This window comes from Streptomyces enissocaesilis (assembly GCF_039533765.1).
In the GTDB taxonomy this organism is placed as follows: Bacteria; Actinomycetota; Actinomycetes; order Streptomycetales; family Streptomycetaceae; genus Streptomyces; species Streptomyces enissocaesilis.
Window position 1 is genome coordinate 282,658 of record NZ_BAAAUD010000039.1, and the last position, 20,111, is coordinate 302,768.

16 protein-coding genes are annotated in these 20,111 nt (G+C 72.8%); 4 read left to right on the plus strand and 12 right to left on the minus strand.

The features are described 5' to 3' along the window. The first annotated feature begins 28 nt into the window (after positions 1 to 28). A complete protein-coding gene (locus ABD374_RS19645) occupies positions 29 to 850 on the plus strand; it encodes an ABC transporter ATP-binding protein (protein ID WP_344496858.1) in 822 nt (273 codons plus the stop codon). Beyond that, positions 847 to 2,505 (plus strand): transporter, encoded by a 1,659-nt coding sequence (locus ABD374_RS19650; RefSeq protein WP_425577273.1) that lies wholly within the window; start codon positions 847 to 849, stop codon positions 2,503 to 2,505. Before ABD374_RS19645 ends, ABD374_RS19650 begins: the two co-directional genes overlap by 4 nt. Before the next feature lie 117 nt (positions 2,506 to 2,622). Here ABD374_RS19650 and ABD374_RS19655 read toward each other — a convergent pair whose 3' ends face one another. Continuing rightward, positions 2,623 to 3,513, minus strand: a complete 891-nt coding sequence (locus tag ABD374_RS19655; RefSeq protein WP_344496859.1) for an alpha/beta fold hydrolase — start codon at positions 3,511 to 3,513, stop codon at positions 2,623 to 2,625. 541 nt (positions 3,514 to 4,054) lie between these two features. Next, complete coding sequence (locus ABD374_RS19660; protein WP_344496860.1) at positions 4,055 to 4,747, minus strand: iron-dependent transcriptional repressor DtxR; 693 nt, start codon at positions 4,745 to 4,747, stop codon at positions 4,055 to 4,057. Positions 4,748 to 4,912: 165 nt separating this feature from the next. Here ABD374_RS19660 and ABD374_RS19665 point away from each other — a divergent pair, with 165 nt between their 5' ends. After that, positions 4,913 to 5,668, plus strand: coding sequence for an SIS domain-containing protein (locus ABD374_RS19665; RefSeq protein WP_344496861.1), 756 nt, complete (start codon positions 4,913 to 4,915; stop codon positions 5,666 to 5,668). A 17-nt stretch (positions 5,669 to 5,685) separates the two neighbouring features. Here ABD374_RS19665 and ABD374_RS19670 read toward each other — a convergent pair whose 3' ends face one another. Both ABD374_RS19670 and pdxH read right to left on the minus strand, forming a co-directional pair. Next, positions 5,686 to 7,044 carry a PAS domain-containing protein gene (locus ABD374_RS19670; RefSeq protein ID WP_344496862.1) on the minus strand — a complete coding sequence of 453 codons (1,359 nt, stop codon included), beginning with the start codon at positions 7,042 to 7,044 and terminating at the stop codon, positions 5,686 to 5,688. A gap of 408 nt (positions 7,045 to 7,452) precedes the next feature. Next, positions 7,453 to 8,076: a pyridoxamine 5'-phosphate oxidase gene (gene pdxH / locus ABD374_RS19675; protein WP_344496943.1), complete on the minus strand. Its 624-nt coding sequence runs from the start codon at positions 8,074 to 8,076 to the stop codon at positions 7,453 to 7,455. A 328-nt stretch (positions 8,077 to 8,404) separates the two neighbouring features. Here pdxH and ABD374_RS19680 point away from each other — a divergent pair, with 328 nt between their 5' ends. Next, positions 8,405 to 9,505 carry a citrate synthase 2 gene (locus ABD374_RS19680; protein ID WP_344496863.1) on the plus strand — a complete coding sequence of 367 codons (1,101 nt, stop codon included), beginning with the start codon at positions 8,405 to 8,407 and terminating at the stop codon, positions 9,503 to 9,505. A 94-nt stretch (positions 9,506 to 9,599) separates the two neighbouring features. On the opposite strand, the gene ABD374_RS19685 is transcribed toward ABD374_RS19680, so the two are convergent. The 8 genes from ABD374_RS19685 to ABD374_RS19720 all read right to left on the minus strand — a co-directional run bounded on the left by ABD374_RS19685 (position 9,600) and on the right by ABD374_RS19720 (position 20,080). Beyond that, positions 9,600 to 10,316: a TetR/AcrR family transcriptional regulator gene (locus ABD374_RS19685; RefSeq protein ID WP_425577274.1), complete on the minus strand. Its 717-nt coding sequence runs from the start codon at positions 10,314 to 10,316 to the stop codon at positions 9,600 to 9,602. Beyond that, positions 10,304 to 11,038 (minus strand): enoyl-CoA hydratase family protein, encoded by a 735-nt coding sequence (locus tag ABD374_RS19690; RefSeq protein ID WP_344496864.1) that lies wholly within the window; start codon positions 11,036 to 11,038, stop codon positions 10,304 to 10,306. Before ABD374_RS19690 ends, ABD374_RS19685 begins: the two co-directional genes overlap by 13 nt. Beyond that, positions 11,035 to 12,621 carry a 4-coumarate--CoA ligase family protein gene (locus ABD374_RS19695; RefSeq protein WP_344496865.1) on the minus strand — a complete coding sequence of 529 codons (1,587 nt, stop codon included), beginning with the start codon at positions 12,619 to 12,621 and terminating at the stop codon, positions 11,035 to 11,037. The genes ABD374_RS19690 and ABD374_RS19695 overlap by 4 nt, the downstream gene beginning before the upstream one ends. Before the next feature lie 45 nt (positions 12,622 to 12,666). After that, positions 12,667 to 13,839 (minus strand): acyl-CoA dehydrogenase family protein, encoded by a 1,173-nt coding sequence (locus tag ABD374_RS19700; RefSeq protein WP_344496866.1) that lies wholly within the window; start codon positions 13,837 to 13,839, stop codon positions 12,667 to 12,669. After that, on the minus strand, positions 13,836 to 15,812 hold the full coding sequence (locus ABD374_RS19705) for an acetyl/propionyl/methylcrotonyl-CoA carboxylase subunit alpha (protein ID WP_344496867.1): 1,977 nt from the start codon (positions 15,810 to 15,812) through the stop codon (positions 13,836 to 13,838). Before ABD374_RS19705 ends, ABD374_RS19700 begins: the two co-directional genes overlap by 4 nt. 11 nt (positions 15,813 to 15,823) lie before the next feature. Then, entirely contained in the window at positions 15,824 to 17,422 is a 1,599-nt protein-coding gene (locus ABD374_RS19710) for an acyl-CoA carboxylase subunit beta (RefSeq protein WP_344496868.1), read from the minus strand. A gap of 76 nt (positions 17,423 to 17,498) precedes the next feature. Further along, positions 17,499 to 19,166: an acyclic terpene utilization AtuA family protein gene (locus ABD374_RS19715; RefSeq protein WP_425577281.1), complete on the minus strand. Its 1,668-nt coding sequence runs from the start codon at positions 19,164 to 19,166 to the stop codon at positions 17,499 to 17,501. 71 nt (positions 19,167 to 19,237) lie between these two features. After that, on the minus strand, positions 19,238 to 20,080 hold the full coding sequence (locus tag ABD374_RS19720) for a TIGR03084 family metal-binding protein (protein WP_344496870.1): 843 nt from the start codon (positions 20,078 to 20,080) through the stop codon (positions 19,238 to 19,240). Positions 20,081 to 20,111: the final 31 nt, after the last annotated feature.

Genomic DNA, 20,111 nt, shown 5'->3' on the forward strand with positions numbered 1-20,111 from the left:
GGACGGGGACACTTGGAGGCTGTGCTGCATGCGTGACCGGACAGTGGGACCAGAAGAGGCGGGCGGAGCGCACACTGCGCCGCCCGCCGCCGTACGTGCAGAGGGCCTGTGGAAGCGGTTCGGCGAACAGATCGCCGTCGCCGGCATCGATCTGGAGCTGCCCGCGGGCAGGTTCGTCGGTCTGGTCGGACCGAACGGGGCGGGCAAGACCACCACCTTGTCGATGGTCACGGGGCTGCTGCGCCCCGACGCGGGAACGGTCCTGATCGGCGGGCACGACGTGTGGCGGGACCCGGTCGCGGTCAAGGCCAGGATCGGCGTACTGCCGGAAGGACTGCGGCTCTTCGAGCGGCTGTCGGGGCGTGAACTCCTCGCGTACTCCGGCCGGCTGCGGGGGCTGCCCGGCGACGAGGCCGACAAGCGGACGACGCAACTGCTCGACGTACTCGACCTGGCGGGCGCGCAGCACAAACTGGTCGTCGACTACTCGACCGGCATGCGCAAGAAGATCGGCCTCGCCGCCGCCCTGCTGCACAACCCCGAAGTGCTGTTCCTGGACGAGCCCTTCGAGGGCGTCGATCCCGTGTCGGCGCAGACCATCCGCGGCGTGCTGGAGCGGTACACGGCGTCCGGCGCGACCGTCGTCTTCTCCAGCCATGTGATGGAGCTCGTCGAGTCGCTGTGCGACTGGGTCGCGGTGATGGCGGGAGGGCAGATCCGCGCCCAGGGAACGCTCGCGGAGGTACGGGGCGACGCGCCCTCCCTCCAGAGGGCCTTCCTCGAACTGGTCGGCGCGAAGGGGCGGGACAGCGGGGAGAGCCTCGACTGGCTGGGCGGCGGCGCCCGGTGAGCGCGGGCGCCACGGCTGTCCCCGGGAGGAGCGGACCGGCCGTTCCCGGGAAGGGCACGCCGGCCGTTCCCGGGATCACCTCCGTCTTCGTACGGCTGAAGCTGTCGCTGCTGCGCAACGGGCTGCGGCAGTCGTCCGGCCGCAGGGCCGCGTACATCGTGTCCGCGGTGTTCGCGCTGCTCTTCGCGGCGCTCCAGCTGACCGGTCTGATCGTGCTGCGCGGGAACGAGCACGCGGTGACCGTCGTGGTGCTGCTGACGGCGCTTGTCGGGGTCGGCTGGGCGGTGATGCCGCTGTTCTTCCCCAGCGGTGACGAGACGCTCGACCCGTCCCGCCTGGTCATGCTGCCGCTGCGGCCCCGGCCGCTGATCCGGGCGCTGCTGACGGCGTCACTCGTGGGGATCGGGCCGCTGTTCACGTTCTGTCTGGCGCTGGGGTCGGTGATCGCCGTGGCGCGCGGCGCGGCGGCCGTCGCCGTCGGTGTCCTCGCCGTGGCGCTGACGCTGCTCCTGTGCGTGGCGCTGGCGCGGGCCGTGGCGGCGGCGAACGTGCGGTTGCTGACCAGCCGCAAGGGGCGCGATCTGGCCGTGCTGAGCGGCCTGGTGATCGCCGTCGGCATCCAGGTGGTCAACTTCGGCGCGCAGCGGCTCTCCGGCGCGGGCGGGCTCGCGAGGCTCGACCCGGTCGCGGACGTACTGGGCTGGGTGCCGCCGGCGTCGGCGATCGGCGCCGTGGACGCGGTGAGCGAGGGGGCGTACGGCCGTGGGGCGGCCCAGCTGCTGCTGGCCGCGGCGGCGCTGGCCGCGCTGCTGTGGTCCTGGGAGCGCAGTCTGGTCAGGCTGATGACGTCCCCGGACGGCTCGACGCTCCAGGCCGCCGAACCGGCCGGCAAGGAGCCGTCGCCGGGGTTCGGCGGCCGGTTCCTGCCCGAGGGGCGTACGGGCACGGTGATCGAGCGCAGTCTGCGGTACGTGCGGCGGGACCCCAAGACCAAGGCCGCGTGGGTGACTTCGCTGGCGATCGGGCTGATCGTCCCGGTGTTCAACGCGCTCCAGGGAACGGGCACCATCTACTTCGCGTGCTTCGCGGCCGGGATGCTCGGCATCCAGATGTACAACCAGTTCGGGCAGGACACGTCCGCCTTCTGGATGGTCGCGACGACGATCTCCACCACGCGGGACGCGTACGAGGAACTGCGGGCACGCGCCCTGGCGCTGCTGGTGATCACACTTCCGTACACCGTGCTGGTCACCGTGGTCACGGCGGCGCTGGTGGGGAACTGGCGGGCCCTTCCCGAGGCGCTCGGGCTGTCCTTCGCGCTGCTGGGCGCGATGCTGGCGACGGGAGCGGTGACTTCGGTGCGCTTCCCGTACTCGATTCCGCAGGACAGCGCGCACAAGAACGTCGCTCCGGGGCAGGCGGGCCTCGCCTGGATCTCGATCCTCGGCGGCATGGTCGCGGCGGCACTGCTGTGCGCCCCGCTGATCGCGCTGACGATCTGGCTGCACGTGGCGGACGGGCAGGGCTGGCTGTGGCTGGTGCTGCCGCTGGGTGCGGCGTACGGCGCGCTGATCTCGTGGGCGGGCGTGCGCTGGGCGGCGCCGCAGGCGGCGGCGCGGCTGCCGGAGATCCTGACGGCGGTCAGCAAGGGCTGACCGCCGCGCCGGACAGGACGGCCGGACGGCCGCGCCGGGCCGGGAGCGCGAAGGGGCTCGGAGGTGACTCAAGGGCGGCTCGGAGCGGAGGTGGCTCAGGGGCGGCTCGCAGACGGCTCAGGGGCGGCTCAGGGGCGGGGTGACGGTCTCCTCGGCGGTCGCCTCCAGGAACGGCTCGATCGCGGCGCGCCAGCCGTCCGGCCGGTCGTAGTGGATGAGGTGTCCCGCGTCCACCACCTCGGCGTACTGCCCGCGCGGCAGGACCCTGACCATCTCCTGGGCCTCCGCGCGGCCCAGTTCGCCGTCGAGGCCGCGGACCACCAGGGTGGGGCACTGGACCAGCGCGAGCTCCTCCCAGTGGGCTTCGTACACCCAGGTCTCGCGGGAAGTGAGCATCTGGCGGCGGGAGAAGAGCGGGTGCCAGCCGTCGGCGCGCTCGACCATGACCTCGGCGAAGAACTCTCCGCGGGCCGGGCTCGGCCGCTCCACCCAGGGGTCGTCCTCACCGAACCACTTGCGGACGTCGGCCAGTGTGGCGAACGGGACGGGCCAGGACCTGAACCAGTCCTCCCACCCGCGCTGCGAAGCGGCGCCGAGCGCGCTGGCCCGCATGTCGCAGATGACGACGGCGCGGACGAGATCGGGGCGCTTGGCGGCGAGCTGCCAGGCGGTGAGAGCGCCCATGGAATGGCCGATGAGGGTGACGGGCGCGAGACCCAGCTGCTCGACCGCGGCTTCGGCGTCGGCGACGTACGCCTCGCGCGTGTACGGGCCGTCGGCCGGCTTCTCGCTGCGGCCGTGTCCGCGCTGGTCGAGGGCGACGGCGCGGTAGCGCTCGGAGAGCCAGCGCGCGGTGCCCGCCCAGTGCGCGGCACGGCCCATCAGCCCGTGGAGCAGTAAGACCCCGGAGGCGCGGTCGGTTTCTCCGCTCCCCTTGGGCGGGTCGGCGAACTCCCAGGCCGCGAGGCGTACACCGTCGGCTCCGGTCACATCGATGCGCCGCACCATATGTCCTGGCACCCCCTTCGTCCCCCGGGTGGTCCATTGATGAGTGGTCGAGCTCGGCGAGACTATCGAACCCGCATTCGAAAACACGGTTTTGGCGCGCAACACCCCTCGTTCGAGTGACCACTCTCAAGGATTGGCTCCCGCTGCCGAGGGGAGATCTTCAACGGGAGGCGGGCCGCTCGGGGAAGACGGACCGCGGGGGCCGACCCTGGGAGCTCGGGGCTCCGGGTCGGCACAGGGGAGGACGGGCTCCGGCGCCTCAGGGCGCCGGAGCCATCCCCTTCCCGGCGGACAGCGTGAACACGAGCGGCACCCAGCGGGTGCCGGTGCGACGGGCGCATCCCTGCCCCTCCCCACCGAACCGGACGACTGAACCGGGCCGACCGGGCCTGACCCGAGCCGACCGGCCGACGGCCCTCACGTCATGTGCCTCCGTCACAGCCTGGCACGCGATCCGCCCGGTCGCTGGGATTCCGGAGGATCGCCGGACCGGCCCCAACCACCGCCGGACCACGGAACCTTGCCGCCGGGGGCGCCGGTGTCAGCGCTTGGCGACGAAAACGTGCGAGGCCACCTCGGCGCCGAGCTCCGCGGCCTCACCGCTGCTGCCGACGAGCACCCCGCCGGGCGACTCCGTCACGCTCACGACCGATCCGGGCTGCACACCCGCACGGCGCAGCGTGTACATCAGCTGGGCGTCCGTCTGAATCGGCTCCCCGATCCGGCGTACGACCACGGTCTTGCCCTCCGGGCCCGGCGCCAGGTCGTTCAGGCTGACCATGTTGTCGTCCAGGAAGGGATCGGCCTCGGCCTTCTCGCCCAGTTCCTCCAGGCCCGGGATCGGGTTCCCGTACGGGGACTCCGTCGGGTGGCGCAGCAGCTCCAGGACGCGCCGCTCCACCGCCTCGCTCATCACGTGCTCCCAGCGGCATGCCTCCGCGTGGACCTGCTCCCACTCCAGGCCGATCACGTCGACGAGCAGGCACTCGGCGAGCCGGTGCTTGCGCATCACGCGGGTGGCGAGCATCCGGCCCTCGCCGGTCAGCTCCAGATGGCGGTCGCCCGCCACCGTCACCAGACCGTCGCGCTCCATGCGCGCCACGGTCTGACTCACCGTCGGTCCGCTCTGGTCGAGCCGCTCGGCGATACGGGCGCGCATGGGGACCACGCCTTCTTCCTCGAGCTCGAGGATGGTGCGGAGATACATCTCCGTTGTGTCGATCAGTCCGGACATACGTGCCCCTCGATTACTCGTGCGCTGGCCCTGACCCAATTCTGACGCATAGCACCGACAACCGTGTCGCGCCGGTGGAAGCCGTATTGACAGGGCGCTGGTCCAGACCGCAACGTGATCCGCGCCACCGTCGCACGACGTACCGCTGGAAGGGGCTCATCCGCGATGAGCGAAAGCAAACTGGCCGGTCAGTTCTTCGACGCCGCGATCGGGCTGCTGCACCGGGTCCGCGACGAGGAGGCCGAGAGCATCTCGGCCGCCGGCGCCGCCATCGCCGACGCCGTGGCCGCGGGGCGCCGGCTGTTCGCCTTCGGCGCGGGTCACTCCTCGCTGGCCGCCCAGGACGTCGTCTACCGGGCCGGCGGCCTCGCCCTGATGAACCTTCTCGCCGTTCCCGGGACCGTCGGCGTGGACGTCACGCCCGCCACCCTCGGCTCCGCCCTGGAACGCGTCGACGGGCTCGCGGGAGCCGTGCTGGACAGCAGTCCCGCCGAGCCGGGCGACGTACTGGTGATCGTCTCGCTGTCGGGCCGCAACGCCCTGCCGGTGGAGATGGCGATGAACGCGCGGGCGCTCGGCCTGAAGGTCATCGGCGTGACCTCGCTGGCGTACGCGCGCGAGACGAAGTCCCGGCACGTCTCCGGTACGCACCTCAAGGACCACTGCGACATCGTCCTCGACAGCAAGATCGCGGTCGGTGACGCCGAGCTCACCGCGGAGGGGATCGAGGCACCCTTCGCCCCCGCCTCGACGGTGGTGACGAGCGCCCTGATGCAGGCCGTCCTGGCCACGGCGGCGGGCGACCTGGCGGAACGCGGCATCGAACCGCCCCTGCTGCGCTCGGGCAACGTCGACGGCGGCCACGAATGGAACGGCCGCGTGATGACGGAGTACCGCGACCGGATCTTCTTCCGCCGCTGAAAGGGCCCGACCGGCGGCTAGGACCCGCGCAGGCACTGGTGGAGGTCGATCGCCGCCGCCACGCGCACGGCGATGTTCTCCGCGTACGCCGCGTCCGGGCGCTCGAAGGCGCTGCGGCTGGGACCGCGCAGGAACGTGGCCACACCCAGCGTCCTGCCGCGGCTGCGCAGCACCACGCACAGGGCGTGCACGGTGTCCTCCGGCCACTGGCGCCGCGCCGCCCAGCCCTCCGGGCCCCCGCTCGCCCGTACCGAACCGAGCCGGTCGAGGCACTGGAGTGCCGGATGGCCTGGCGGGTACGGGGCCGGGATACCGGCTCCGCCGGTCATCGGCAGGCACGGGCCCGGGGCGCCCGACGGCGTGGCCGCCGCCCGGACCAGGCGGGCCGGGTGGTCCCCCACGGTCAGGTCGACCAGCGCGTGGTCGGCGAAACCGGCGAGGGCGAAGTCGAGGTACGACAGCGCGGCCTCCATCGGGTCCTCGCACTCGGCGGCCGCGCGTCCCGCGCGGTGCAGCTGGTTGCCGCGGAACCGCTGCTGCGCGGCTTCCTGTTCCGTCGTCTTCGCTTCGGTGATGTCCTGGAACAGCCAGCCGACTCCCAGCGGAACCGGCTCCTCGGCGAGCGGCGAGGCCAGTCTCAGGAAGCCGCTGCGCCAGCACCGCCGTCCGCGCTTCCCGCCCGGCTCCGCCGCCCGCAGCGTCACCCACAGCTCCGCGGGGGCCGGGGGCGCCCCTTCCGCCAGTACGTGCTGGAGAGCGCCCTCCAGCTCCTCCACGCCCTGCACGACGTGCTCCCCCAGGGGACGGCCCAGCAGCGCCGCACGCCCCACGCCCAGTGCGCGCGCCGCGTGCGCGTTGACGACGGTCGGGCGCAGGTCCACGTCCACCAGGACGACGCCCCAGGACGCGTCCTCGAAGAGCGCCTCGCTCAGCGCGATCGCCCGCTCCAGGTCGATCTGCGCGTGCACCTCGCCGAACGCGCAGTACACCCCGGCGGGCTTGCCCTCCGCGCCCTGCACGCCCGCCGACTGCGTCCGGACGAGAACGCGCCCGCCGTCCTTGCGCAGAAGCGCGAACTCGTGCACCTGCCGGCCCGGAGCGTGCATCGCCGACATCAGCCGTCCCTGCACCTCGTCCGCGTCCGCCGGCCGCGCCGCCCACCCCGCGAAGCCGGTCCGCCCGACCGCCTCGCCGGCCGTCCACCCGAGGATCCTCTCGGCCTCGCGGTTCCAGTGGGTGATCACCCCGTCCGCGTCGAAGGCGCAGAGCGCGGCGTCCATGCCGTCGAGAAGCGCGGCGAGAAGACCGCCGGAACCCGGTCCCGGCTCGTCGGGACCGAACGCATCGGTGGCCTCGCCCATCCGGGAAGCACTCACCCGGCACCCCCTGCAGGTGTTCGCCTTCGCTGCACTGCTTGCACTGCTGAACCCGGGATCATTCAACTGGAACGTGACGCAGCACACACCCGGTTCGGGGAAAAAGATGCCTGCCGGTAATTCGGTTGTGGGGAGCGGGGGAGGTTCTTAGGCTTGCAGTACACGTGAAGGGAGGTGGTTCGGAAGTGATGTCATTTCGGACTCGTGAGGTGACTGCGGGCTGACGGCCCGTCGTCGCACTCAGTGCAGGTCGACAGGGTGTCGGCCGAAATCCCAAGCAGTCACCGACCCGCGGGCTCGCCGGTGAGTCCGGCCGGCTCCTCTCCGGAGGGACCAGAGCCCGCGGGTTTCTGCGTTCCACGGGCCCTCTCGGGCGCACGGGCTTGCGGGGGCCCTGTGCGGCCGCCCCTACGGGCAGAGGCGCTCCACGCGCCACGCGCCGTCCTCGGCGACGTACCGCAGGCGGTCGTGCAGGCGGTTCGCGTGGCCCTGCCAGAACTCCACCGTCTCGGGAACGATCCGGTACCCGCCCCACTCCGGAGGCACCGGTACGCGCTCCGTCTCGGGGTAGCGCGCCGCCAGCTCCTCGTAGCGCGCGAGCAGCTCCTCGCGTGACGCGACCACCGACGACTGCGCGCTCGCCCAGGCCCCCAGCTGCGAGCCGTGCGGACGCGTTCTGAAGTACGCCGCCGTCTCGTCGCGACCGATCCGCGCGGCCGTGCCGGTGACTATCACCTGGCGCGCGACCTGGTGCCACGGGAAGAGCAGGGAGACGTACGGGTTGGACGCGATCTCGCGCCCCTTGCGGGAGGCGTAGTTCGTGAAGAGGACGAAGCCCCGGGGGTCGTACTTCTTGAGCAGGACCGTGCGGGAGGAGGGCCGGCCGTCGGGGGTGGCCGTGGAGAGGATCATGGCGTTCGGTTCGTGGAGGCCGCCGGCGGCGACCTGCCTGAACCAGTGGTCGAACTGACCCATCGGCTCGGCTGCGAGTTCCGCCTCCGTGAAGGCTTCGCTGCGGTAGTGCTCGCGCATGGCGGCGGGATCGAAATCTCGGTTCGGCACGGTGCCATCCTGCCGCAGCCGTCCAGTCTGCCCGGCACCCGGTGCCATCAACCCTCTGCGCGGGAAATGGGGAAGTGTGCCGGTAATCACGCTTCCCCGCATCGGCGGAACCCGCCAAAATGTGGGCGCCGGGCACTGTGACCTCCATACAGCAGGGGATATCGTGCCTGCTTGCGAAGCGGTGGGGTGCCCACCGGCCGCGCGGGGAATCGCCGGGGTGACCATGGCACCTGACACCTGACCCCCGGTCATGAGCCGCTTGTCGATGCTTGTCGAACACATCATGAGGAGCCGCCTGATGTCCGACTTCGTACCCGGTCTCGAAGGGGTCGTCGCGTTCGAAACGGAGATCGCAGAACCGGACAAGGAGGGCGGTGCGCTCCGCTACCGGGGGGTCGACATCGAAGAGCTGGTCGGGCACGTGTCCTTCGGGAACGTGTGGGGCCTGCTGGTCGACGGCGCGTTCAATCCCGGGCTGCCGCCCGCCGAGCCGTTTCCGATCCCCGTCCACTCCGGTGACATCCGCGTCGACGTGCAGTCCGCGCTGGCGATGCTCGCGCCCGTATGGGGCCTGAAACCGCTGCTCGACATCGACGAGCAGACCGCGCGCGACGACCTGGCGCGCGCCGCCGTGATGGCGCTGTCGTACGTCGCCCAGTCGGCGCGCGGACAGGGCCTGCCGATGGTTCCGCAGAAGGAGATCGACAAGGCGGAGACCGTGGTGGAGCGCTTCATGAAGCGCTGGCGCGGCGAGCCCGACCCCAAGCACGTCAAGGCCGTCGACGCCTACTGGACGTCGGCCGCCGAGCACGGCATGAACGCCTCCACGTTCACGGCGCGGGTGATCGCGTCGACCGGCGCGGACGTGGCCGCGGCCCTCTCGGGTGCGGTCGGCGCCATGTCCGGGCCGCTCCACGGTGGCGCGCCCTCGCGCGTCCTGGGCATGATCGAGGAGATCGAGCGCACCGGGGACGCGACCGCGTACGTGAAGCGGGCCCTCGACAAGGGCGAGCGCCTGATGGGCTTCGGCCACCGTGTGTACCGTGCCGAGGACCCGCGGGCGCGCGTTCTGCGGCGTACGGCGAAGGAGCTCGCCGCGCCGCGCTTCGAGGTCGCCGAGGCGCTGGAGAAGGCGGCGCTGGAGGAGCTGCACGCGCGGCGCCCCGACCGGGTGCTCGCGACGAACGTGGAGTTCTGGGCGGCGATCGTGCTGGACTTCGCGGAGGTTCCGGCGCACATGTTCACGTCGATGTTCACGTGCGCGCGTACGGCCGGCTGGAGCGCGCACATCCTGGAGCAGAAGCGCACGGGCCGCCTGGTGCGGCCTTCCGCGCGGTACGTCGGTCCCGCGTCGCGCGGCCCGCGGGAGGTCACGGGCTTCGACGACATCGCGCGCTGAGCGGTCGCACGACCGCGGAGGGGCCGGGCCGCTTGTTCCCCGGCCCCTCCGGCGTTTCACGTGCCTTCACGTGCTTGACGTACGCGCGCAGGCGTCAGTCCGGCGCGCTGTCGAATGCGCCGTCGAGCGCGCTGTCGAGCAGTGCGGCCCACTGCGCCACTACGCGCCGGCGTCGCGTCGCGTCGTCGGTGAGGAGGTTGGCGAGGCCCAGGCCGCGGGCCATGTCGAGGAGGCCCTGGACGGTCTCGCGTACGCCGGGAACCGATTCGTCGGCGCCGAGGAGTTCCACCGCGATGCGGTGTGTCTCGCGGCCGACGCGGCCTTCGAGTTCGGTGACGCGGGTGCCGAGCTGGTCCTCGTTGGACGCGGCCACCCACAGGTGGAGGGCGGCCCGGAAGAGCGGTCCCGTGTAGAGGTCGACGAGCGCGCCGATCACGGCCCTGCGGTTCGCGGCGCCTTGCGGGAACAGTGCGCGCAGCGCCGTGGAGCGCTCCTCGGCGACGTACTCGACGGCTGCCGTGAAGAGGTCTTCGCGGGTCGGGAAGTGGTGCTGGGCGGCGCCCCGCGAGACGCCGGCCCGTTCCGCGACGACGGTCACCGTGGAGCCCGCCCAGCCGCGTTCGGCCAGGCAGGACACGGCGGCCTCCAGCAGGCGCTGTCTGGTGGCCCTGGAGCGGTCCTGCTTGGGTGCCTTGCCCGTGCCCGTGGCTGGGGATGGGGATGGGGAGGGGGCTGGGGAGGGGGCCCGGCCCGGGGGTGGAGGTGGGCTCGGGGGTGGGGTTGAGGTCGGGGATGGGGTCACAGCACCCATGCGGGGTCCCGTCGTTCGAGGAATGCCGTCACGCCCTCGGCCGCCTCCCGTGAGGCGAACAGGCGCGCGGAGCGCTCGACGAGCGTGTCCGCGTCCCGGTCGAAAGCTGCCAGCACTGTAGCCGTGACCAGGCGCTTGGACTCGGCCAGCCCCTGGGGGGAGGCCCTGCGCAGCCCGTCGAGCACGGGCGCGAGCGCCTCGTCCACGTCGTCGGACGCGAGGGTGATCAGTCCCGTACGGGCCGCTTCCGCCGCGTCGAACCGTTCCCCGGTCAGGTAGTAGCGGGCGGCGGCGCGCGGGTCCAGGCGCGGCAGCAGCGGCATCGAGACGACGGCGGGGGCGAGCCCGAGCCGGGACTCGGTGAACGCGAAGCTCGCGCCGGGTCCCGCCGCGGAGATGTCGCACGCGCCGAGCAGTCCGAGGCCGCCGGCCCGCACGTGTCCCTCCACCCGTGCCACCACCGGCTTGGGCAGTTCGGCGAGGCCCCGCAGGAGCGCGACGAAGGCCGCCGGACCGGGCGGGGACGTGAGGTCGGCGCCCGCGCAGAAAGTGCCCCCTGTGTGGGTGAGCTGTACGGCCCGTACGGAGGGGTCCTTCGCGCACGCGGACAGGGCGTCGCCGAGCTCGCCGACGAGCCGTGCGGACAGCGCGTTGCGGTTCGCCGGCGAGTCGAGGGTCAGGGTGGTGATCCCACGTTCGTGTGCGGTGAGTACCAGGGTCATGCGCGGTCCCCTTCACGTGCGTGCAGGGCGCGCAGTTCGCGCCTGAGGATCTTTCCGGTGGCCGCCCTGGGGACGCTGGTGAGGAACGCGACGCGGCGGACCTTCTTGTACGGGGCGACGCGTTCGGCGACGTACGCCGTCACGTCGGCCTCGGTGAGACGGGCGGAGGGCTGCGGGACGACGTACGCCATGGGCACCTCTTCGCCGTCCGCGTCGTACACGCCGACGACCGCCGCGTCCGCGATGTCCTCGTGGGTGAGGAGGAGCGCTTCGAGTTCGGCCGGGGCGACCTGGAAGCCCTTGTACTTGATGAGTTCCTTCACGCGGTCGACGACGAAGAGCCAGCCGTCCGCGTCGGTCCTCCCGACGTCGCCGGTGTGCACCCATCCGTCGGCGTCGATCATGGCGGCGGTGGCGTCGGGGCGGCCGAGGTAGCCCTTCATCACCTGGGGGCCACGGATCGCGATCTCGCCCTCCTCTCCGACGCCCATGTCCTTCGTGGGGTCGTCGAGGGAGAGGATGCGCATCTCCGTTCCCGGGAGCAGTTTTCCGACCGTTCCCGGGGGCGGGTTCGGTGCGTTCCGGGGAACGGCGTGCGTGCCGGGGGACAGTTCCGTCATGCCGTACGCCTGGAGGACGGGCGGCAGGCCGAGGCGGTGCGAGCAGGCCCGTGCGAGAGCGGCGTCGAGCGGGGCGGCGGCGCTGACGACGTACTCCAGACTGGACAGGTCGTACGTGGCGACGGCGGGGTGTTTGGCGAGGGCCAGGACGATCGGCGGGGCGACGTACAGGCCGTTGATGCGGTGCTTGTCGATCGCCGTGAGGAACTGGGCGAGGTCGAAGCGCGGAAGTACGACGACCGTCGCACCCTTGCGCAGGGGTGCGTTCATGAGAGCCGTGAGGCCGTAGATGTGGAAGAACGGCAGAACCGCGAGGATGCGGTCGCCGGGGCCCACGGGGATGAAGGGGTCCAGTTGCGCCAGGTTGGTGGCGATGCTGCGGTGCGTCAGCATGACGCCCTTGGGAAGTCCCGTGGTGCCGGACGAGTACGGGAGCACCGCGATGTCCTCGGACGGGTCGATGGCGAGCCGCGGTTCGGGCGCGGTCGAGGCGAGCATGTCGAGGACCGAACGGTGCCCCTCCGCACGGTCGCAGACGAAGATCTCCTCGATCCCGCCGACGAGTTCGGCGGCCCTGCGCGCCACGCCGAGGAGCGGCGAGACGGTGACGATCCAGCGGGCGGAGGAGTCGGCGAGCTGCTTGGCGAGCTCCTCCGCCGTGGACAGCGGGTGGACGGTCGTGACGGAGGCCCCCGCGCGCGTGGCGGCGTAGAAGACCACCGGGTACGCGATGGTGTTGGGGCTGTGCAGGGCGAGTACGTCGCCCTGCCGCAGGCCCGCCTCGGTGAGCGCGGCGGCGACGCGCCGGTGGAAGGCGTCCAGTTGGCCGTACGTGATCGTGTCGCCGTTCGTCCCGTCGATCAGGGCGGGCGTTTCGCCGTACTCGGCGGCCTTCCCGAGCACCGCTTCGTGGATGGGCAGTTCGACGGGTGCTACGGGCGCGTACTCGCTCTGGAACGCCATGACGGTTTCCTCCCGCGGTAGGGGTGGTGGCCAGAATCGCGCGTCCTAGTACGACTTGGGGAGACCCAGGGACTGGTGGGAGACGAAGTTGAGGATCATTTCTCGGCTGACGGGCGCGATACGGGCCACCCGGGCGGCGGTGACGAGCGACGCGAGACCGTACTCGCGGGTGAGTCCGTTGCCGCCCAGGGTGTGGACGGCCTGGTCGACGGCCTTCACACAGGCTTCCGCGGCGGCGTACTTCGCCATGTTGGCGGCCTCGCCCGCGCCGAGGTCGTCGCCCTCGTCGTAGAGGCGGGCGGCCTTCTGCGTCATCAGGCGGGCCAGTTCGAGTTCGATGTGGACCTGGGCGAGGGGGTGGGCGATGGCCTGGTGGGAGCCGATGGGGGCCTTCCAGACTGTGCGTTCCCTGGCGTACTCGACGGCCCTGCCCAGCGCGTAGCGGCCCATGCCCAGGGCGAAGGCGGCGGTCATGACGCGTTCGGGGTTGAGTCCGGCGAAGAGCTGGAGGAGGCCGGCGTCCTCGTCGCCGACGAGGGCTTCGGCGGGCAGGCGCACCTCGTCGAGGACCAGCTCGAACTGCTTCTCCGGGGCCTGGAGTTCCATGTCGATCTGCGAGCGCCGGAAGCCGGGGGTGTCGCGGGGGACGATGAACAGGCACGGTTTGAGGCGGCCCGTCCTCGCGTCCTCCGTGCGGCCGACGATCAGGGTCGCGTCGGCGATGTCGACGCCGGAGACGAAGACCTTGCGTCCGGTGAGCAGCCAGTCCCCCCCACCGTCGCGGCGGGCCGTGGTGGTGATCCGGTGGGAGTTCGATCCGGCGTCGGGTTCGGTGATGCCGAAGGCCATGGTGAGGCTGCCGTCGGCGAGGCCGGGCAGCCAGGTGGCCTTCTGCCGGTCCGTGCCGAAGCGGGCGATGACGGTGCCGCAGATGGCGGGCGAGACGATCATCATGAGGAGCGGGCAGCCGGCGGCCCCCAGCTCCTCCAGGACGATGGACAGTTCCGCCGTGCCGCCGCCCCCTCCGCCGTACTCCTCGGGGAGGTTCACGCCGAGGTAGCCGAGCTCGGCGGCCTCCGCCCAGAGCGCGTCGGGGTGTGCTCCTTCGCGTACGACGGTGGTGGCGTAGGCGCGTCCGTAACGCTTCCCGAGAGCGGCGACGGCCGCTCGGAGCGCCTGGTGTTCCTCGGTCTCCGCGACGGCGGGGCTGGGGCTCATGGCTGCTGTTCCTCCTGGGGCTCTTCGGCGGCCTCTTCGGCCTGTACGACGGCGAGCAGGGCGCCGACCTCGACCTGGTGGCCGGGGGCGGCGTGGAGCGCGGTGAGCGTGCCGGAGGCGGGAGCGCGGACGCGGTGCTCCATCTTCATGGCCTCCAGCCAGAGCAGGGGCTGTCCGGCGGTGACGCGGGCGCCCTCCGTGAGCCCTTCGGCGACGCGGACGACGGTGCCGGGCATGGGCGCGAGCAGGGAGCCCGGTGCGGTGCGGGTGGCGGGGTCGGGGAAGCGGGGCAGGGCGGTGAGGGTGTGGGAGCCGCCGGTGGACGTGTCGACGTACACCCGGCCGCCGGGGTGCGCGGCGACGCGGAAGTGCCGCAGCACGCCGCCGGTTTCGAGGGTCACGTGATCGGCGCGTACGTCGTGCGCGCGCACGTCCGGGAAGCCTTCCGCGGTGAAGCCGTCGCGGGTGCTCCGGTAGCGGATCTCGTGGTCTTCTCCGCCGGGCTCGGTCCGGTAGGTCTTCACCTGGGCCCGGGAGGGGAGGTTGCGCCAGCCGCCGAGGCGGGCGGCCGGTGTTCCCGCCGCCTGCCGGGCGGCGGCGTCGGCGAGGGCGGCGGCGAGCGCGGCCAGCGCCCCTCGCGAGGGGTCCGGGGACGCCTTCGTCAGCTCGCCCAGGTGCCGGTCGTAGAACCCGGTGTCGAGCCGCCCGGCCGCGAAGTCCGGGTGGCGCAGCGAGCGTACGAGCAGCTCCCTGTTGGTCACCGGACCGTGGACGCGGGCCCGCTCCAGGGCGTGGGCGAGCATGCGCACCGCTTCGGCGCGGGTGGGCGCGTGGGCGATCACCTTGGCCAGCATCGGGTCGTAGTGCACCCCGACGACGTCCCCGGCCGCGTACCCGCTGTCGAGCCGCAGTCCGGGCGCCTCGGTGACGCTCAGGGCGTGCAGGGGGCCCGCCTGCGGCTGCCAGTCCCGGGAAGGGTCCTCCGCGTAGAGGCGGGCCTCCACGGCGTGCCCCGAGGGGAGCGGCGGTCCGGGCGGCAGGGCCCCGCCCTCGGCGACGCGCAGCTGGAGCGCCACCAGGTCGATGCCGAACACCGCTTCCGTCACCGGGTGCTCGACCTGGAGGCGGGTGTTCATCTCCAGGAAGTACGGGCTGCCCCCGGCGGAGACCAGGAACTCGACGGTTCCCGCGCCCCGGTAGTCCACCGCCCGCGCCGCCGCCACGGCGGCGTCGTACAGGGTGGCGCGCAGGGCGTCGTCCAGGCCGGGCGCGGGGGCCTCCTCCACGACCTTCTGGTGGCGGCGCTGGAGGGAGCAGTCGCGGGTGCCGAGCGCCCACACCGTGCCGTGCGCGTCGGCCATCACCTGGACCTCGACGTGGCGGCCGCGTTCGACGTACGGCTCGGCGAAGACCTCGCCGTCGCCGAAGGCCGCGTGCGCTTCCGCGGTGGCCGCTGCGAGCTCTCCCGGGAGCGCCGCCAGGTCGCGTACGACGCGCATGCCTCTGCCGCCGCCGCCCGCCGCCGCCTTGAGGAGCAGCGGGAGGTCCGCCTCGGTGGCCCGGTCGGGGGCGACGGGGGCCAGGAGGGGGACGCCGGAAGCGGCCATGAGTTCCTTGGCGCGCGTCTTGGAGGCCATGGCGTCGATCGCTCCGGGGGGCGGTCCGATCCACACCAGGCCGGCGTCCAGTACGGCGCGGGCGAACCCGGCGTTCTCGGAGAGGAAGCCGTACCCGGGATGCACCGCGTCCGCTCCGGCGGCCAGGGCCGCCTCCACGAGGAGATCGCCGCGCAGGTACGTGTCGGAAGGGGCCGTTCCCGGGAGGCGTACCGCGGCGTCCGCGGAACGCGCGTGGAGCGCTCCCGTGTCCGCGTCGGAGTACACGGCGACCGTGGTGATGCCGAGCCGCGCGCACGTACGGAAGACCCGGCAGGCGATCTCGCCCCGGTTGGCGACGAGGACGGAGGAAATCATCGGTGAGCCCCTCACATCCGGAAGACGCCGAAGCCGCCGCGCGCGCCTTCGACCGGTGCCGTGTGGATCGCGGACAGGCACAGGCCGAGCACGGTCCTGGTGTCGCGCGGGTCGATGACCCCGTCGTCGTACAGCCGCCCCGACAGGAACATCGGCAGGGACTCCGCCTCGATCTGCTGCTCGACCACGGCGCGCAGGCCGGCGTCGGCCTCGTTGTCGTACGGCTGCCCCTTCGCCGCGGCGGACGCGCGCGCGACGATCGACAGGACGCCGGCGAGCTGCTGCGGACCCATGACGGCGGACTTGGCGCTGGGCCAGGCGAAGAGGAAGCGGGGGTCGTAGGCGCGGCCGCACATGCCGTAGTGGCCCGCCCCGTAGGAGGCGCCCATCAGCACCGACAGGTGCGGCACCCGCGAGTTCGACACCGCGTTGATCATCATCGCGCCGTGCTTGATGATGCCGCCCTGCTCGTACTCCCTGCCGACCATGTAGCCGGTGGTGTTGTGCAGGAAGAGGAGCGGGATGTCGCGCTGGTTCGCCAGCTGGATGAACTGGGCGGCCTTCTGGGACTCCGCGCTGAACAGCACGCCCTGCGCGTTGGCCAGCACCCCCACCGGGTAGCCGTGCAGCCCGGCCCACCCCGTCACCAGGCTGGGCCCGTACAGCGGCTTGAACGCGTCGAAGTCCGAGCCGTCGACGATCCGGGCGATGACCTCGTGGGGGTCGAAGGGGGTCTTCAGATCGCCGGGAACGATGCCGAGCAGCTCCTCGGGGTCGTACTTCGGCGGCTCGGCGGGGCCCGGACCGGGGTGTGCCTTGCGCCAGTTGAGGCGGGCGACCACGCGGCGTGCCTGGCGCAGCGCGTCGTGCTCGTCCAGGGCGAAGTGGTCGGCGAGGCCGGAGGTGCGGGCGTGCATGTCGGCGCCGCCCAGGGATTCGTCGTCCGACTCCTCGCCCGTGGCCATCTTCACCAGGGGCGGGCCGCCGAGGAAGACCTTCGACCGGTCTTTGATCATGACGGTGTGGTCGGACATGCCGGGGATGTACGCCCCGCCGGCGGTGGAGTTGCCGAACACGACCGCGACGGTCGGGATGCCGGCCGCCGAGAGGCGGGTGAGGTCGCGGAAGAGCGCGCCGCCGGGGATGAAGATCTCCTTCTGGGAGGGGAGGTCCGCACCGCCGGACTCGACGAGGCTGACGCAGGGGAGGCGGTTCGCGTACGCGATCTCGTTCGCCCGCAGGGCCTTCTTGAGGGTCCAGGGGTTGGAGGCGCCGCCGCGGACCGTCGGGTCGGTGGCGGTGATCACGCACTCGACGCCTTCGACGATGCCGATCCCGGTGACCATGGACGCGCCCACGGCGTAGGCGCTGCCCCAGGCGGCGAGCGGTGACAGTTCCAGGAACGGGGTGTCGGGGTCGAGCAGCAGCTCGACGCGTTCGCGGGCGAGCAGTTTGCCGCGTTCGCGGTGGCGGGTGACGTACTTCTCGCCGCCGCCGGCGAGCGCCTTGGCGTGCTCGGCGTCGAGGGCGGCCAGCTTGGCGAGCATGGCCGCGCGGTGGGCGGCGTACTCGGGGGACCTGGGGTCCAGTGCGGAGGGGAGCACGGTCACGGGGTCACCGCCGCGGGGTGTCGCACCGCCGGGCGGCGGGAAGGCCGTTGCGCCGCAGGAGTGGTCACAGGGGGCGTCACAGGAGTACCTCCGGGATGTCGGTGTGCCGGGAGCGGAGCCACTCGCCCAGTGCCTTCGCCTGGGGGTCGAAGCGGACCCGGGACGCGACGCCCTCGCCCAGGAGGCCCTCGACCACGAAATTCAGCGCGCGCAGGTTCGGCAGGACGTGCCGCGTCACGGGAAGGTCCGCCGTCTCCGGAAGCAGCTCCCGGAAGCGGTCCACCGTCAGCGCGTGCGCCAGCCACCGCCACGCGTCCTCCGAGCGCGCCCACACGCCGACGTTCGCGTCCCCGCCCTTGTCCCCGCTGCGGGCGCCCGCGACGAGTCCGAGCGGCGCCCTGCGCGTCGGCGCCGGCCCCGCCCACGCCGTGGGCAGGGGAACAGCCGCGTCGGCCGTCTCGAACGCCTCAAGCGCCTCAAGCGCCTCAAGCGCCCTCGTGCGTACGGGGTGCGGCACCCTCACCCGTTCTCCGTCCGGCAGCACCGCCACGTGGTCGACCTCCTCCGCGGCGATGTACAGCGCCTCGAAGACTCCGTACGGAGCGCCCTTCCCGGGTGGCGCCGTCACATGGAAGCCCGGGTAGCTGCCGAGTGCGAGCTCGACCGCCGCTCCGCTGACCGCGCGGCCGACGTTCGCCGGATCCGGGTCCCGTACGGTCAGCCGCAGCAGCGCGCTCGCGCACTCCTGGGTGTCCGCGTCCGGCCGGTCCGTGCGCACCAGCTCCCAGCGGACCTCCGCCGGCCGCCGCCCGGCCGCCGGCAGCGCGTCCTCCACCTGGTCCCGTACGAGCGCGGCCTTCGCCTCGACGTCCAGGCCGGTCAGTACGAACACCACCTCGTCGCGCCACCCGCCGACACGGGTCAGCCCCACCTTGAGGGTGGGCGGCGGGGCCTCTCCGCGTACGTCCGAGATCCGCACCCGGTCGGGCCCGTCCGGTGCGAGGCGGACGGTGTCCAGGCGTGCCGTGACGTCGGGACCGGCGTACCGGGGGGCGCCCGTTTCGTACAGCAGCTGCGCGGTGACCGTTCCCGTGTCGACGTGGCCGCCCGTTCCCCGGTGCTTCGTGACGACCGAGGAACCGTCGGAACGGATCTCCGCGAGCGGGAACCCGGGACGCCTCGCGCGGTGTTCCGGGGAACGGTCGGCGAAGAACGCGTAGTTGCCGCCCGTCGCCTGGGTCCCGCACTCCAGCACGTGCCCGGCCACCACCGCCCCCGCGAGGCGGTCGTACTCCTCGGGCCCCCAGCCGAACCACCACGCGGCCGGCCCGGTGACGAGCGCCGCGTCCGTGACGCGTCCCGTCACCACCACGTCCGCGCCCGCCCGCAGGCACTGCGCGATGCCGCCGCCTCCCAGGTAGGCGTTGGCGGTCAGGGCCCCTTCGGGCAGCGGCAGACCGTCGCCCTCCACATGCGCGACCCGCACCGGCACACCGGTGCGGCCGGCGAGTTCCCGTACGGCGTCGGCGAGACCTCCCGGGTTCAGCCCTCCCGCGTTGGTCACGATCCGCACCCCGCGCTCGTGCGCCAGGGCGAGGTTCTCCTCCAGCTGCCGCAGGAAGGTCTTGGCGTACCCGAGGCGCGGGTCCTTCAGCCGGTCGCGTCCGAGGACGAGCATGGTCAGTTCGGCGAGGTAGTCCCCGGTGAGGACGTCGAGCGCACCGCCGGTGAGCATCTCCCTCATCGCGTCGAAGCGGTCGCCGTAGAAGCCGGAGGCGTTCCCGATCCGCAGCGGCCGCCGCCCCGTCGCGGCGCTCACGCCCCTCCCCCGTCCCGCTTCGATTCGCGCCCCGCGTCTCCCCCGTCCCGCTTCGGCTCGCGCCCCGCGCCCGCAGGCCCGGCGAACGCCTGTGCGATGTCCAACCACCGGTCGGCGTCGGCGCCCTCGGCACGTACGGCGAGATCGTCACGGTGGGCCCGCCGCGTCACCAGGAGGCAGAAGTCGAGCGCCGGTCCGGTGACCCGCTGACGGGCGTCCTCGGGCCCGTACGCCCACAGCCTCGGCCCATGCCCGTCCGGTGCGGTCAGCTCCACCCGGAACTCCTCGGCGGGCGGCGCCAGTCCCCGTACCGCGAAGGCGTAGCCGCGCGCCCGCACCCCGATCCGGGCCACGTGCCGCAACCGCGCCGTCGGCTCCCGGCGTACGCCCACCGCGTCCGCGATGTCCTGCCCGTGCGCCCAGGTCTCCATCAGCCGCCCGGTCGCCATGGAAGCGGCGCTCATCGACGGCCCGTACCAGGGGAACCTCGCCCCGTCCGGCGCCGCCCGCAGCGCGCGCCGGAGCCGCTCGCGTCCGTCCCGCCACCGCGCCAGCAGTTCACCGGCCGGCAGCCCGGCCCCCGCCTCGGCGCCCTCGTCGACGAAGCGCTCGGGCGCGGCCAACGCCTTCCGGACCTCCGCCGCGAAGCCCTCGGGGTCGGTGACGGACAGCAGCGCCGCCGTGTCCGTCCAGGCCAGGTGGGCGATCTGATGGGCGATGCTCCAGCCCGGTGCGGGCGTGGCGAGCGACCACTGCCGCTCGCTCAGGCCGCCCGCCAACTGGTCGAGTTCGTCCCCTTCGGCACGGAGGTCGTCGAGCACGGCTGCCGGATCGGACACGGTGCGCTCCCCTCGGGGTAGGGCGATGTGT